Raw genomic sequence first — 14,972 nt, forward strand, 5'->3', positions numbered from 1 at the left:
TTATTCCTCTAACCAGCGGTATAACCAAGTGGGAGCTGCGGCTTTATCATCTTGTTTAAGTTGAACGCGTAGTTCTGTGCTGCTTGCGCCTTCAGGGTCAAAGGTGAAAAAAGCTCGTACGCCATTGTTGTAAGGGTTTTTTGTAAGGTGCGCTTCAACGACTTTACCTTGGCTCGTACTGGCCTCTATTGTTAAATCATCAATGTTGACGTCTGGCATCTTGTTAAAATCAATAACGACTTCTGGATCTTTCCCAAACAGCTTGGTGCCTTTTGCGCTGCGAACAATACGAGGGAAGTTAAGTGATACAGGTGTGTCATTTGACCATGTCATCAAGTATTGGTAAGTGTAGGCGTTGTCTTTTTTCAAACCATCTTTTGGCTGCCAGAAGGCGACTATGTTGTCATTACTTTCTGCAGCGGAAGGAATCTCAACCAATTCAATATGCCCATCTCCCCAATCGTTTATTGGTTTAATCCAAGCGGAAGGGCGTGTTTGATAATGTGCTTCTAAATCTTGATAGTCAGACAGGCTTCGACTGCGTTGAATCAAACCAAAACCTTTTGGTGATTTGTCTGAAAATGCACTGATTTGTAAATCTTTTGGATTATTTAACGGACGCCATAGCATTTCGTCTTTCCCTGTAAGGATTTGCAAACCGTCAGAATCATGAACGGCTGGACGATAATCAGGAATGTCTGATGCATCAAGCGAGCTGTTGTGCATAAACATCGACGTCAAAGGGGCAATCCCGACATGCTGTAAATCCACTCGAGGAAAGAGGGTAGATTTCACTTCCATGCGAGTGGGTTTACCTGGATAAATACCAAAACGATACGCACCGGTAATGCTTTTGCTGTCTAGCAATGCGTGAACAACAATAGCGTCTTGACTTGATGCTGGGCGCTCAATCCAAAACTGTGTGAACATAGGGAACTCTTCACCTTTTGGTTGTGCTACATCTACAGCAAGACCACGAGCAGATAAACCGTATGTTTGGCCTTTTGAAATGGCTCTGAAGTAACTTGCGCCCTGAAAAACCACAAATTCATCGTTGTAATCTTCGCGATTAATAGGGTAATGCAAACGTAATCCGGCGTATTTTCCGACCTCAGAAATTAACTTTCTGATTTCTTCATTTGGTGTAGAAAAAGAATCTGGTGACATTGCTAATGGAAAAGAGTGCGCGTTTTCAACCACATTAATTGACACTAAATCTTTGAATAAAAAACCGGGCGCAAACAATTGTACGGAAAACTTAGTTGGAGTATTTCCCCACACGGCTTGGTTTTGTTGAAAGTTGATTTGGCGATAAGTGCTGTAATCCATATCGATTAAAGATTGTGGCGCTTTGCCGATGGGCTGCATTGGTGCCTGTGACAGTTTTTTGGCCAGGTCAATCACGGTTTGATATGAAAACGGTGACCCTATCGGTTTTATATTTTCAGTTGATTTTGTATTTGCCGTGCTCTTGGTACTTGTTGAAATATCAGTGCTCGAGGATTCTGCATGGACTGATATGTTGATCATGAAGGACGCAAGTATAGAAAAGACAGTAACAAACAATGATTTGACAGAATGATAGCTAGAAAATGCAATAGATGACTTCAAGATGAAACTCCCTTATTCCGTATTTAATCTTCGCCATTTATTAGGGCTACTTAATTAAGAGTTATCATATCTTAGCTATTTGTAAGGTTGGGGATGGGGAGTTTCAGTTAATTGTAAAGAGTGAGCGTACACGGTGTTTTCTTAGAAGGAAGATGAAATAAAGCCCACATTATCAAACAGATAGCATGGGATTTTACGTTGTTTGTCTAAGTGAGACGAGTAGAAGTCATCTGAATTATTCTTGAGAGCCTAAAAGAGTAATCGTTTGCTTAATTTGTCTTAGAATAAGTTGTAGTTCATTTTTATAGTCGGATCGAAATTTTTTATTGCTCAAGCTGTCTCCAACGCGCCAATAAATCGAATATAAAAGCACTTTTGTGATTTTATCTCTTAGTTCAATAAGCTCTGCACTGTTGCCGGGAGTGGAATAGTCAGATAAAAAAGAGTGATAACCATTGTTCATTCATTGAAAGTGTTTAAACGCAATATCGTCGTCTGGTTTGATAAAAGACAAACCGCTTTTATCTTGGATACTCTATTGTGAAGGGGTCTTTTAAAAAAATCAGCTACAGAAAGTGAGAAAAAAAACGATAGCACCTCTAACTCTGCTTTTTGGAGTGGTTTCTTTGTAAACGCATTGAACCCTAAAGCCGCTGTGTATTTTATATCTTTGTTTTCTGTGGTTCTTTCACCAAATATGTCAATTTCAAATCTAATACTGGTAGTCGTGTTGATTATTTGTCTTCAAATGGCATGGTACTTAACCTTTATTTTCGTTGTTACTCTTCCAAAGGTAAGACCTATATTCAATCGCTATATTCACTTTATAGACAGAATATTGGGCGGCGCCATGTTATTGATGGGAGCTTATAGGGTTGCTTTTTAGATAGTGAATTGCGTTTTAGATAGTAGATTAACGACGTCGAATCCAGAGCGTCGTAGATCAAATAATTTGATTAAAAGGCCATATTATCTGATATTAAAACCCAATAGATAATATGGCTTTCAGTACAGTAAACGATTTAACCAATGCGTCAAAGAACCGATTACACAATGCTTGTTATCGTTAAATTCGGTTAAGCAGTTCTGTTTTTTTCGCGTTATATTCGTTTTCAGAAAGGGCACCAGCGTCTTTTAATTTAGCCAGTTTTTCTATTAATTGTATGGTTTCATCAACAGAAGATGTATTAGGCATATTGCTGTTTATTTGCTGGGCATGGTTACTTGTCTGAGACACACTGTTGTTCTCTGGCGTAAAGGTATTTTGCATTGGTTCAGCGAAATTACGTTGTGGTACCTGTGCAATACCAGCTCCTGAGATAATAGGTAAACTGTTTACAGAGATGGTGCCGTATTGGCTGCTAAAAGTAAGTGACGTATCACCACCTTGTTGTTGGCTTACGCCACCAATATTATTGTCTAAGGTATTATAAACGGTCACTTGACCATTAAGTTCAACCGCTAAACGATTTGGAAATACAGCGTAGCGAATATTATTTTGTGCACCACTGCTGAATGGTTGTCCTAAATCTTCTGGCCACCATAGACTACTGCCTGGTGTCCCTTGTGGAATAGGAACAAATATTTCAAGAGTCGCAAGGCCATTCGATAAGTCATTACAAAGGTTGTCTACCGTGTTTTTTAAACCATTATTAAACATATCGCCAACCATGGTCATGCCACCACGCATCCATTGACCACCACCACCTAATTCTTGGCAGTTAAATTGAGCCATGCTACCAGAACCGTTATTGACTGCGATCAGCATATGAACGACAGCGTCGTAACTAAGGTTGTATTTACTACAAAGACTATTAACCAATTGTTGGCCACTTTGAGTAAGGTTTTGCATGCATTTCTCCCTAAATAAGTTGATTAACGGAGAGCTGTTCAGCTTCGTGTGTTAGCAGGTTCCGCGGTGCGTGCAGTCTATCATAATGATGATGAACTAAATGCGACTTAATTGTTTATTTTTCGAACAGTTTTGATTGGCTTTATAATATTGAAAATAAAAGTGAATATGATGGGTGTAAACACGATAACGAAGCTGATGTATAAAAAATAACCTCGCAACCTTTAACAGGTTACGAGGTTATTTATTTATCATTATCTTGTTGTAAACTAACGCTTAAAGCGTAAAAGGGCGGTCACCATTTTCATCTTTAATACGAGTCGGAAGACCCATGTCGTTAAGCAAACCTAGGAAAGGTTTTGGATCAAGCTGCTCGACGTTACGCATTTCTTTTGTATCCCAAGTACCATTAGCGACAAGGATTGCTGCTGCAACAGGTGGCACACCCGCAGTGTAAGAAATACCTTGGCTGCCTACTTCGTTGTACGCATCTTTATGATCCGCTACGTTGTAAATAAAGACTTCTTTTTCTTTGCCATCTTTGATGCCTTTCACAACATCACCGATGCACGTTTTACCTGTGTAATCAGGCGCAAGAGAATAAGGATCAGGAAGTACGGCTTTTACTACTTTAAGTGGCACAACTTCTAAACCTTCAGCCGTTTTTACTGGCTGCTCAGAAAGCAAACCTAGACTGTTTAATACAGTAAATACATTGATGTAATGCTCGCCAAAGCCCATCCAAAAACGTACGTTTGGCACGTCTAGGTTTTGAGAAATAGAATGCACTTCATCGTGGCCTGTCATGTAAGCCGTTTGCTTACCAACAACCGGTAGATCGTCAGTTCGGCTGATCTCGAACATTTTGTTTTCTTGCCAAGCGCGATTCTGCCAAGAGTAAACACGACCGGTAAATTCACGGAAGTTAATCTCTGGGTCAAAGTTCGTCGCGAAGTATTTGCCGTGGCTGCCAGCGTTGATGTCGATAATATCGATATCGCTAACAGTGTCGAAATAATCATTGTACGCAAGTGCCGCGTACGCGTTTACAACACCTGGATCAAAACCTACGCCAAGAATAGCGGTTACGCCTTTGTCTTTACATAATTCGCGGCGTTTCCATTCGTAGTTTGCGTACCAAGGTGGCGTTTCACAAATTTTCGCTGGGTCTTCGTGGATCGCTGTGTCTAGGTAAGCAGCGCCTGTTTCAAGACACGCTTCCAATACAGACATATTGATAAAAGCGGAACCCACATTGATCACGATTTCAGATTCAGTTTCTTTGATCAATTTAACCGTAGCGGTGACATCAAGAGCGTCTAGGGCGAATGCTTGAATGCGGCCCTCTACTTTCATGCTGCCTTTGTCGAGGACACTGGATACAATATCGTCGCATTTCGTAACGCTGCGCGAAGCAATTGCGATATTGCCCAGTGTGTCATTGTGTTGGGCGCATTTGTGGGCTACAACACGAGCCACGCCTCCGCCGCCAATTATTAGGACATTCTTTTTCATTAAACTATTCTCCAAGGTTTGAGTCGGACAGAATTAAGATAAATTCTGTTCAAAGTCGTTGTAATCAAATTCTCTAACGAGTTCAATGCTACCGTCCAATTGACGTATGGCAATAGAAGGCATTTTTACGCCGTTAAACCAATTCTTTTTCACCATGGTGTAACCCGCTGCGTCTTCAAAAGACAAACGGTCACCCACTTTTAATGCTTGCTTGAATTTAAATTCGCCGAAAATATCCCCTGCTAAACAGGATTTTCCGCAGATCATGTATTCGTGTTTACCATCGCAGGGCGCCATTTTAGCATTTTCACGGTAAATCAATAAATCCAACATGTGGGCTTCAATAGAGCTGTCTACCACCGCCAAGTTTTTACCATTAAATAAGGTGTCTAAAACAGTCACTTCAAGAGTTGTACTCTTAGTGATCGAGGCTTCGCCTGGCTCCAAATAAACTTGAATATCGTACTTTTCTGAAAAGGTTTTTAAGCGTTGGCAGAATTGATCAATCGGATAACCTTCGCCTGTAAAGTGAATGCCACCGCCTAAACTGACCCATTTCACTTGTTGGATAAGGTGGCCAAAACGCTCTTCGATTAGCGTTAGCATGTCAGAGAAACGGTCGAAGTTATCGTTTTCACAATTGTTGTGGAACATAAAGCCAGAAATGTCATTAATGACGGTTTCGATTTTTTCAGGATCCCATTCGCCAAGACGACTAAATGGACGCGCTGGATCGGCGATTAAAAACTCAGACGTACTTACTTGAGGGTTTACACGTAAACCGCGCGTTTTACCTTCACTGGCCTTTTTAAAACGAGTGAACTGACCAATGGAATTGAAGATGATTTTATCGGAATGTTCTAACACTTCCGCGATTTCATCATCTGCATACGCCACGCTGTAAGCATGAGTTTCGCCTTGGAACTTGGTTTTACCCAGCTTCACTTCATACAAAGAAGAAGACGTTGTGCCGTCCATGTATTCCTGCATAAGATCAAACACAGACCAAGTTGCAAAGCATTTCAGAGCGAGCAAAGACTTAGCGCCAGACTGTTCGCGTACATAAGCGATCTTCTCTAAGTTCTTTAAAAGAGCTGCTTTGTCGATGAGATAATAAGGAGTCTTAATCATGGCAACCTGCCCGCTAGTGAAAGCGCTGTATTCTAGTGAAAGGAGGGGGCTTTTTCTAGCGTAAACGAAAGTATTTTAATGAAGCTTTTACTGCACTTTTTTCAGTGCTTGCGGCTGCCGTCAAAGTTCGAATACCCGCCAAACATAAAAATAAGGTCATGATAAGGGAGGAACGACCGCAATCAGACACTGAAAACGCAGTTTTCACCACCTGCAACAACCGTATGGTAGGTTTTGTTGGTATGAATGAGAGAATCTAACAGACCATTCCCCACCCAACTGCTCATTTATATGCTTGCTCTTATTTTTAGATCAAAGTGGGTCCCTTGAGTGAGGTCAAACGATAGTGTCGAGTGTTGGGTTTTACCTTGTTCTAAACAGTGCGACGTAGTCAACAAAGAATCCCCTCCTAAAGGCAAAAAAAAGCCCCGCAAATGCGGGGCTATCAAACTAGAGAGTGACATAACAATAAGGTCACATGCTGTGGTTACACAGCATTCTGATCTAATGAAGTGCCTTTCAACACTTCATCAAGATGCAGCCAGGTTTCGACAACGGTATCGGGGTTAAGAGACATGCTCTCAATGCCCTGAGCCACAAGCCAATCTGCGAAGTCAGCGTGGTCGGATGGGCCTTGCCCACAGATTCCCACGTATTTTCCTTGTTCACGGCAGGCTTGTATCGCCATCGTTAGCAGTTTTTTCACTGCTGGATTTCGTTCGTCGAATTTGTCTGCGATCAATCCTGAATCGCGGTCAAGTCCGAGGGTTAATTGGGTTAAGTCGTTTGAACCGATTGAGAAACCGTCGAAGTATTGAAGGAATTCATCCGCCAACAATGCGTTCGAAGGTAGTTCGCACATCATGATGACTTTTAAGCCATTCTCGCCACGAGCCAAGCCTTGTTCCGCAAGCAATTCGGTTACTTGTTGTGCTTCTTCTAACGTACGTACAAATGGAATCATGATTTGGACGTTGGTTAATCCCATTTCATTTCGAACTCGACGAATGGCTTCACATTCTAGGGCGAAGCAATCACGGAAGGAGTCGTCGATGTAACGAGCCGCACCACGGAAACCCAACATTGGGTTTTCTTCGTCTGGTTCGAACAGAGGGCCGCCAACAAGGTTGTGGTATTCGTTCGACTTAAAATCAGATAAACGCACGATCACTGGTTTGCTAGAGAAAGAACAAGCCAATGTGGCGACACCTTCAACTAATTTGTCGACGTAGAATTCGACCGGTCCAGTGTAGCCAGCGATTCTGTGGTCAATCTCTTCTTTCAATGCTGGCGTCATGTCAGCGTAGTTAAGCAGTGCTTTAGGGTGAATGCCGATCATGCGGTTGATGATGAATTCCAAGCGTGCCAAGCCAATGCCCGCGTTTGGTAGCATGGCGAAGTCGAACGCGCGGTTTGGGTTGCCCACGTTCATCATGATTTTCACTGGTAGTTCTGGCATGTTGCCTACTTCCGATGTAATGACATCAAATGGCAATGCACCTTGGTAAACAAAGCCCATGTCGCCTTGTGCGCAAGACACGGTGACTTTTTGTCCGTCTTTCAGAACTTCAGTAGCATCGCCACAACCAACGACCGCTGGAATACCAAGTTCACGTGCAATGATTGCCGCGTGACAGGTTCGACCGCCACGATTGGTAACAATCGCGGATGCCCGTTTCATGATAGGTTCCCAATCTGGGTCAGTAATGTCAGTAACTAATACGTCGCCTGGTTTGATGCGATCCATATCAGCAATAGAAGACAGTACTTTCACTTCACCTGTGCCGATTTTGTGACCAATAGCGCGGCCGGTAATCATCACTTGTGAGGTTTGTTTTAGGTTGTAACGTTCCATGCTTTGGGCATTGCCTTGGCTGCGGACGGTTTCTGGTCGAGCCTGAACAATGTAGATTTTTCCATCGATGCCGTCTTTCGCCCACTCAATGTCCATAGGACGTTTGTAATGGTCTTCGATGATGCAAGCTTGTCGAGCAAGGTCTTCGATCTCGTCATTGGTTAACGCGAAGCGATTTTGGTCATCTAGTGCTACTGGAACGATTTTGACAAATTCGTCATCGCTGCCGACTTCTGCGTATTCCATTTTTTGAGCTTTACTGCCAAGGCTTTTGCGTACAACCGATGGACGGTTCGCCGCAAGTGTTGGTTTATGAACATAGTATTCATCTGGGTTTACCGTGCCTTGTACGACCATTTCGCCAAGACCGTAAGCCGCTGTAATAAAGACTACTTCGTCAAAACCTGATTCTGTATCAAGAGTGAATAAAACGCCGGATGCACCAATGTCGCTGCGTACCATTTTTTGAATGCCAGCAGACAGTGAAACGCCTTGGTGTTCAAAGCCTTGGTGAACACGGTACGAAATGGCACGGTCATTAAACAAAGACGCAAATACGCGTTTGATCGATGCTTTGATATCGGCCAAGCCAATGACATTTAAGTAGGTTTCTTGTTGGCCTGCAAAGGAGGCGTCTGGTAAATCTTCCGCTGTTGCAGAAGAGCGGACTGCAAATGAGGTATCATTTGCGTTGTCATCGCATAATAAAGCGAAAGCGGCTTCGATTTCTTGGTCGAATTCAGCAGAAAAATGCGCTTCTTCAATCCAGGTTCGGATTTGCTCACCTGTTTTGGCAAGTGCCTGTACGTCGTCCACATCAAGTGCATTAAGTGCATCGTGGATTTTATCGTTTAGGCCGCTTTCTGCTAGGAAGCTTTGATAGGCATAGGAAGTGGTAGCGAAACCGTTTGGTACTTGAATACCAAGGTCTGTCAGGTTAGAAATCATTTCTCCTAAAGAGGCGTTTTTGCCGCCAACTTCACCGACATCTTCTAGGCGAAGATCTTTAAACCACTTAACGAATTTGCTCACGAAGGACTCCAATTATTATAAGTTGTTTTATTTGGCTGGTTTGCCAAGTAGACATCAAGCGATGTTTTCTAGAAATTGATCGTGTTTTTCTAGAAAATATAGGTGCTTGTCAAAACGCTTGGTCTGGGTTCATTGTATGTAGAGGTATTGCTTTGAATAAAATCGATTATTCGATGTAGTTTTATTTCAATCGAAAAAGTAAATGTCGTTAGATAACAACAAAATAGGTAGAAACGAATGAAAGTGTATTTTGTTTCAGATGGAACAGCGATTACCGCAGAAGTATTTGGGTCGGCGATGTTGTCGTTTTTTGATGTAGCTGTTGAAACCAAAAGTGTGCCATTTTTGGTCACTAAAGATCAGGCGGAAGGGTTGAAGCGACAAGTTAATTTGGAAATGAAACAGGGTATTAAGTTGCTGGTTTTTTATACTATTTCTGATGCGGATATTCGTGAAATTATTCAGTCTTGTGACTGTCATTGTTATAATTTGTTTGGTGATTTATTGTCGCCAATAGAGAAAGCGTTAGGTGTAAAAGCACAGCCAACAGCGCAAAAAGCCCATGGCATGAAAGAGGGGGTTTACGATGGCCGTATAGATGCCATTAATTACGCTTTGGCTAATGATGACGGTGTTTCCGTAAAGAATTTTAAAGAGGCTGATATCATTTTATTGGGTGTGTCTCGTTCAGGTAAAACGCCAACGAGTTTGTATTTGGCAATGCAGTACGGGATAAAAGCGGCGAACTATCCGATCACCGAAGATGACTTTTCTTCTTCTGGTTTGCCTAGGGTTTTAAAAGAGCACAAGAAAAAACTGTTTGGTTTGACCATAGACGCGCAACGTTTACAGGAAATTCGAACTGGACGAATGGCGGAAAGCAAATATGCTTCCGCTCGTCAGTGTCGTTATGAAGTAGATGAAGTGGAGTCTATTTATCGCCAAGAGCGCATTTCATTTTTGAATTCTACTAAACTCTCTGTGGAGGAAATTTCCACCAAAGTGATGGCAGAGATGAATTTGGTTCGTCATAGACAGTGATTTTTATTCGACAATCAATCGAATAATTCGATAGGTTTAGGGTTTTTGGCATAAAAACTGACAAAAAAAGTGATAAAAAGAAATTGTTTAGGCCAAAAAGGCATCAGGAGTTGAGAGGTGATTCCCTAGAAACGAGTGTGATTTACTCGTTTTGTTGTGTAATTACCAAATAAACCATAAGAGAGTGGGCAGATAATGATAAGAGCTACGCTTACTGGGAGAGTATTTGATGAGAATGCTCTATAATGTCCATTAATTGAACGCGTAAGCAACTTGGTTCGGGGTGCTGTTTGTAGCGATGTCTATAGAAGTACGGATCATAACGATACTGAAAGTGACACCAAAGCGCGGAACACGTTCTGAATAGTAAGATGTTCACAATTCTATTTTATAAAGGATGCATCTTATTTAAAAACACCAAGGATAAATATACATTGAGTAATAAAAAAATTAACGATCCACACATGCAACGAGAAGCGTCTAAGTACGACAATCCTGTACCGAGTCGTGAATTCATTCTAGAGTTTCTAGCTACCCAAAACCGAAGCATTGGTCACCTTGATTTATGTACAGATTTTAATCTTACAGGTGAAGATGAAATAGAAGCACTCCGCCGTCGATTGATCGCTATGTGTCGTGATAATCAGTTAACCAGTAATAGAGATGATGAATACCAACCGATTTTAGAAAGTGACCTTATAGAAGGTTACGTTCAGGGTAATAAAGAAGGTCACGGCTTCTTATTGCGCCCAAGTGACGACGATATTTTTCTTTCTGCTCGTCAAATGCAAAACGTGATGGACGGCGACAAAGTAAAAGCACGCCTTTCTGGCCGTAGCGTAAAAGGCCGTTTAGATGGCGTTGTGGTTGAAGTGCTAGAACGTAAACATACCCAAATGGTAGGACGTTACTACCTGGAAAGTGGTACGGCTTTTGTAACCCCAGAAAATCCACGTATCGCCCAAGACATTCAAATTACAACCGATTCTGGCTTAACGCCAAAGCACGGACAGTATGTTTTAGCTGAAATTGTATCTTATGCAGAACGTGGTAAACCAGCCCAAGGTCTTGTGAAGAAAATTCTAGGCGACTTCATGGCACCAGGTGTCGAAATTGAAGTGGCTATGCACCGCTATGAAATTCCGAATGAATGGCCAGCAGCGGTTGAAAAGCAAGTCAAAGATTTTGTTGCTGAAGTAGCTGAAGAAGATAAAGCGCATCGTGTTGATCTTCGTGAAACACCGTTCGTTACTATCGATGGTGAAGACGCTCGTGATTTTGATGATGCGGTATATTGTGAAAAAACACCAGGTGGCTGGAAGTTGTTTGTTGCCATTGCCGATGTTTCTCATTATGTGAAAAAAGACACAGCGTTGGATGAAGAAGCGATTGTGCGTGGTAACTCTGTTTACTTCCCTGGCCGTGTGATTCCTATGTTGCCAGAAGTGTTATCGAACGGTTTGTGTTCATTGAACCCAGATGTAGATCGTTTGGCGATGGTGGCAGAAATTTCACTGACGACAAAAGGTAAGATGCGTGGCTTTAAGTTCTATGAAGGCTTAATCCGTTCCCATGCTCGTTTAACTTATACGAAAGTAGCGAAAATGATCGCAGCCGAGCCAGAAGAACAAGGTTTGGAGTTGCGTGAGCGTTACGCCTCTATTATTTCCCATATTGATGATTTGAATGGTTTATATCACACCTTGAAAGGTGCCCGTGATGAGCGTGGTGCGATGGAGTTTGACACAGTTGAAACTCGCATGGTGTTTGATGAAAACTCGAAGATCGAATACATTGTTCCAGTTGAGCGTAACGATGCGCATAAACTGATTGAAGAATGTATGTTGTGTGCAAACGTTGCGACAGCTGAATTATTATTAAAAGCTGAATTGCCTGCTTTGTTCCGCGTTCATGAAGGGCCAAAAGAAGATCGCTTGATGACCTTGCGAACTTATCTTGGTTTGCTTGGTTTGGAATTGTCCGGTGGTTTGAAGCCAACGCCAGCAGACTACGCAGTATTGTCTGAACAAATAAAAGATCGTGCCGATTCTCGCAGCATTCAAACCATGATGTTGCGCTCTATGTCTCAGGCGGTTTATCAAGCGGATAATTTGGGCCACTTTGGTTTGAATTACGAAGCTTATACTCATTTCACATCGCCAATTCGTCGTTACCCAGATTTATTGGTACATCGTGCGATTCGTTACTTGATTCGTGGAGAAGGCCGTCCTGATGTGCGTCAAGCCCATCGTGTGGCAGGTAGTCCAGAACTTAAAAAACGTAAAATCTACGGCTATGAACATGCGGATATGGATGGCTTCGGTGATTCTTGTTCTGTGACTGAGCGCCGTGCTGACGAAGCCACTCGTGATGTTGAAGCTTGGTTGAAGTGTCAATATGTTGAACAGCACCTCGGTGAAACCTTTGATGGTGTTGTGACTGCAGTGACGTCGTTCGGTTTGTTTGTTGAGCTGCAAGGTTTGTTTGTTGATGGTTTGATTCATATCTCAGGACTTGGTCAAGATTATTTTGTTCATGACATTGAGCATCAAGCGATTATTGGCGAGCGTACTGGTCGTGTTTTCCGCCTCGGTGCGACATTGAAAGTTCGTGTTGCCAATGTGAATTTGGAACAACGCAAAATTGATTTGAGTCTTGCTGAAACCACACCTGCGCCGCGTAAGAAAATTGCGCGTGACGACAAAACCGAATTGGAAATGCAATTGGCGCAATTACCGCCGATTGAATTAGGTGGTCGTTCTAAGTCTAAAGGCTCTGCAAAAAGTGCTGAAAAAGGCACTGATAAGAAAGCCGCACCGAAAGGTGATAAAGCAGAAGCAGGCAAAGATGCTAAAGAATCAGATGGGAAGGCGAAGAAAAAACGTCGTTCACCTATTTCTAAAGGTAAGCGTATTAGACTGAAAAAAACCAATGGCACCGCTGCGAATGGTAAACCGGCTTCTGCGGTTAAAAAACCAAAGAAACCAAAAAAACCAAAGAAGAGCAACGCTAAGCCGAAAGCGAAAGATTGATTAGAAATACGACGCACGACACACAAAAGAATAGAGTAAATAATGTCAGATTTAGAATGGATATACGGCATTCATGCCGTGGAAAATGCGTTAACTCAACAACCTGAGCGCGTGAAAGAAGTACGCTTTCAGGAAGGCCGAGAAGATAAGAAAAATCAACGTTTGGTTCAGCTTTGTAAAACCAACAAGGTGCGTTATAGCGTTGTGCCTCGTCGAGACATTGATCAGTTGTTTACCAAGAACAAAGATCGCGTCGTACACCAAGGCGTTGTGGCTTTCACTACCATGACCAAAGCGGGTAACGAAGCGGATTTGCATACTTTGGTTGCTGGGTTGGAAGAAAATCCTTTGATCATTATTCTAGATGGTGTAACCGATCCGCATAACTTAGGTGCGTGTTTACGTAGTGCTGATGCGGCGGGTGCTCATGCGGTTGTGATGCCAAAAGACAACTCTGCTCCATTAAATGCGACGGTTAGTAAAGTAGCCTGTGGCGCGGCTGAAAGTATGCCTGTTTTCTCAGTAACAAATTTAGCTCGCACCATGAAGAAATTGCAGGATCAAGGTGTTTGGATTTTTGGTACCGCAGGCGAAGCAACGCAAACCGTTTATGAGCAAGATTTTACTATTGGCACCGCTATTGTAATGGGCGCGGAAGGTGAAGGCATGCGTCGTTTAACCCGAGAGCAATGTGATTATCTTGTGAAGCTGCCAATGGCTGGTGTGGTTTCTAGCCTAAATGTTTCTGTTGCAACGGGTGTTTGTCTTTACGAAGTCGTTCGCCAGCGTGCTGTAAAAGCAAAAGGTTAAGATTCAGCTTAAGGAGATAGTTTTGTTTCCAACGTTTACGATTCAAGCGCCTTCGTCTTCAATTGAAAGCGCATTGCAGCAAAAAATTGATAATAAAACTAAGCCTTTAGGGGCGTTGGGAGAATTGGAAAGCATTGCTTTTCAGCTAGGGAAAATTCAAAACAGCATTACGCCTGATGTATCAAAAGCAAAAATGATTGTATTTGCTGCCGATCATGGTGTTGTTGCGCAAGGTATTAGTTTGTTTCCTCAAGAAGTGACACCTCAAATGGTGATGAACTTCTTGCTGGGAGGTGCCGCCGTTAGTGTGTTTTGCGATCAGCACAATGTGCCTTTGCGCGTTGTCGATGTGGGTGTAAATGCAAAGTTGGATGAGCATCCTTTATTGGGCGCGCGTAAAGTGGCGTTTTCTTCCAAAGACTTTAGTCAAGAAGCTGCGATGACATCGGCAGAAGCTGTACAAGCCATTCAAGCGGGTGTTTATGAAGCGAATCTAGCCATTGATGATGGTGTGAACTTGTTGATGTTCGGTGAAATGGGCATAGGCAATACTTGTGTATCTTCATGCATGATGACGGCTTTAATTGGTATCAGTGCGGCAGACAGTGCAGGTCGCGGAACAGGTTTAGACCCAGCGGGTGTGTCCCATAAAGCGTCTATTATTGAGCAATCATTACAGCGCGCGGAACAAGCAACGGGTCAGGCGATGACTGATTGGAATGCTCAAACATTGGCCGAACAAGTTGGTGGCTTTGAAATCTTGGCAATGGCTGGTGCGATGTTGCAATCAGCGGAGCGTCAAACAGCATTTGTTGTTGACGGTTTCATTTGTTCTGTCGCCTTGTTGTTTGCTCAAAAAGTAGAGCCGAATGTTCGTGAATTCGCTGTTTTTGCCCATCAATCCAATGAAAAAGCACATAAAACCCTACTGGAACATTTTAATGCAGAACCGATTTTGTCTTTGGATTTGCGTTTGGGTGAAGGTTCTGGCGCTATTCTCGCTTATCCTTTGATTCAGAGTGCTTGTGTATTCTTGAATAAAATGGCGAGTTTTAAAAGCGCTGGTGTCAGTGACTCTCAATAATTGTTTTGA

General features: G+C 42.6%; 9 protein-coding genes and 1 pseudogene. 5 read left to right on the plus strand and 5 right to left on the minus strand.

Going from position 1 to position 14,972, the window contains the following annotated elements; genetic code table 11:
* A complete protein-coding gene (locus MUS1_RS06075) occupies window positions 1–1,611 on the minus strand; it encodes a glucan biosynthesis protein G (protein ID WP_245595762.1) in 1,611 nt (536 codons plus the stop codon).
* A 622-nt stretch (window positions 1,612–2,233) separates the two neighbouring features.
* On the opposite strand from MUS1_RS06075, the pseudogene MUS1_RS16375 reads away from it, so the two are divergent.
* A pseudogene (locus MUS1_RS16375) lies at window positions 2,234–2,497 on the plus strand (LysE family transporter); the annotation flags it as partial.
* A gap of 180 nt (window positions 2,498–2,677) precedes the next feature.
* On the opposite strand, the gene MUS1_RS06085 reads toward MUS1_RS16375, so the two are convergent.
* The 4 genes from MUS1_RS06085 to ppsA all read right to left on the minus strand — a co-directional run bounded on the left by MUS1_RS06085 (window position 2,678) and on the right by ppsA (window position 8,996).
* The gene (locus MUS1_RS06085) at window positions 2,678–3,463 is read right to left on the minus strand and encodes an SHOCT domain-containing protein (RefSeq protein ID WP_036160225.1); all 786 of its coding nucleotides are present in this window, start codon (window positions 3,461–3,463) and stop codon (window positions 2,678–2,680) included.
* Between the two features lie 276 nt (window positions 3,464–3,739).
* A complete protein-coding gene (locus tag MUS1_RS06090; protein WP_036160226.1) occupies window positions 3,740–4,978 on the minus strand; it encodes a saccharopine dehydrogenase family protein in 1,239 nt (412 codons plus the stop codon).
* Between the two features lie 33 nt (window positions 4,979–5,011).
* Window positions 5,012–6,109, minus strand: coding sequence for a carboxynorspermidine decarboxylase (gene nspC / locus MUS1_RS06095; RefSeq protein WP_036160228.1), 1,098 nt, complete (start codon window positions 6,107–6,109; stop codon window positions 5,012–5,014).
* Between the two features lie 487 nt (window positions 6,110–6,596).
* The gene (gene ppsA, locus MUS1_RS06100; protein ID WP_036160230.1) at window positions 6,597–8,996 is read right to left on the minus strand and encodes a phosphoenolpyruvate synthase; all 2,400 of its coding nucleotides are present in this window, start codon (window positions 8,994–8,996) and stop codon (window positions 6,597–6,599) included.
* Between the two features lie 237 nt (window positions 8,997–9,233).
* Between ppsA and MUS1_RS06105 the strand changes: the two genes are divergently transcribed.
* The 4 genes from MUS1_RS06105 to cobT all read left to right on the plus strand — a co-directional run bounded on the left by MUS1_RS06105 (window position 9,234) and on the right by cobT (window position 14,963).
* Window positions 9,234–10,037 (plus strand): pyruvate, water dikinase regulatory protein, encoded by an 804-nt coding sequence (locus MUS1_RS06105; RefSeq protein WP_036160232.1) that lies wholly within the window; start codon window positions 9,234–9,236, stop codon window positions 10,035–10,037.
* Window positions 10,038–10,471: 434 nt separating this feature from the next.
* The gene (gene rnr / locus MUS1_RS06110; RefSeq protein WP_036160234.1) at window positions 10,472–13,069 is read left to right on the plus strand and encodes a ribonuclease R; all 2,598 of its coding nucleotides are present in this window, start codon (window positions 10,472–10,474) and stop codon (window positions 13,067–13,069) included.
* Between the two features lie 42 nt (window positions 13,070–13,111).
* Complete coding sequence (rlmB, locus tag MUS1_RS06115; protein ID WP_036160236.1) at window positions 13,112–13,879, plus strand: 23S rRNA (guanosine(2251)-2'-O)-methyltransferase RlmB; 768 nt, start codon at window positions 13,112–13,114, stop codon at window positions 13,877–13,879.
* A 22-nt stretch (window positions 13,880–13,901) separates the two neighbouring features.
* A complete protein-coding gene (gene cobT / locus MUS1_RS06120) occupies window positions 13,902–14,963 on the plus strand; it encodes a nicotinate-nucleotide--dimethylbenzimidazole phosphoribosyltransferase (protein ID WP_036160238.1) in 1,062 nt (353 codons plus the stop codon).
* The last annotated feature ends 9 nt before the right edge of the window (window positions 14,964–14,972 follow it).

It is taken from the genome of Marinomonas ushuaiensis DSM 15871 (assembly GCF_000521805.1).
GTDB lineage: Bacteria > Pseudomonadota > Gammaproteobacteria > Pseudomonadales > Marinomonadaceae > Marinomonas > Marinomonas ushuaiensis.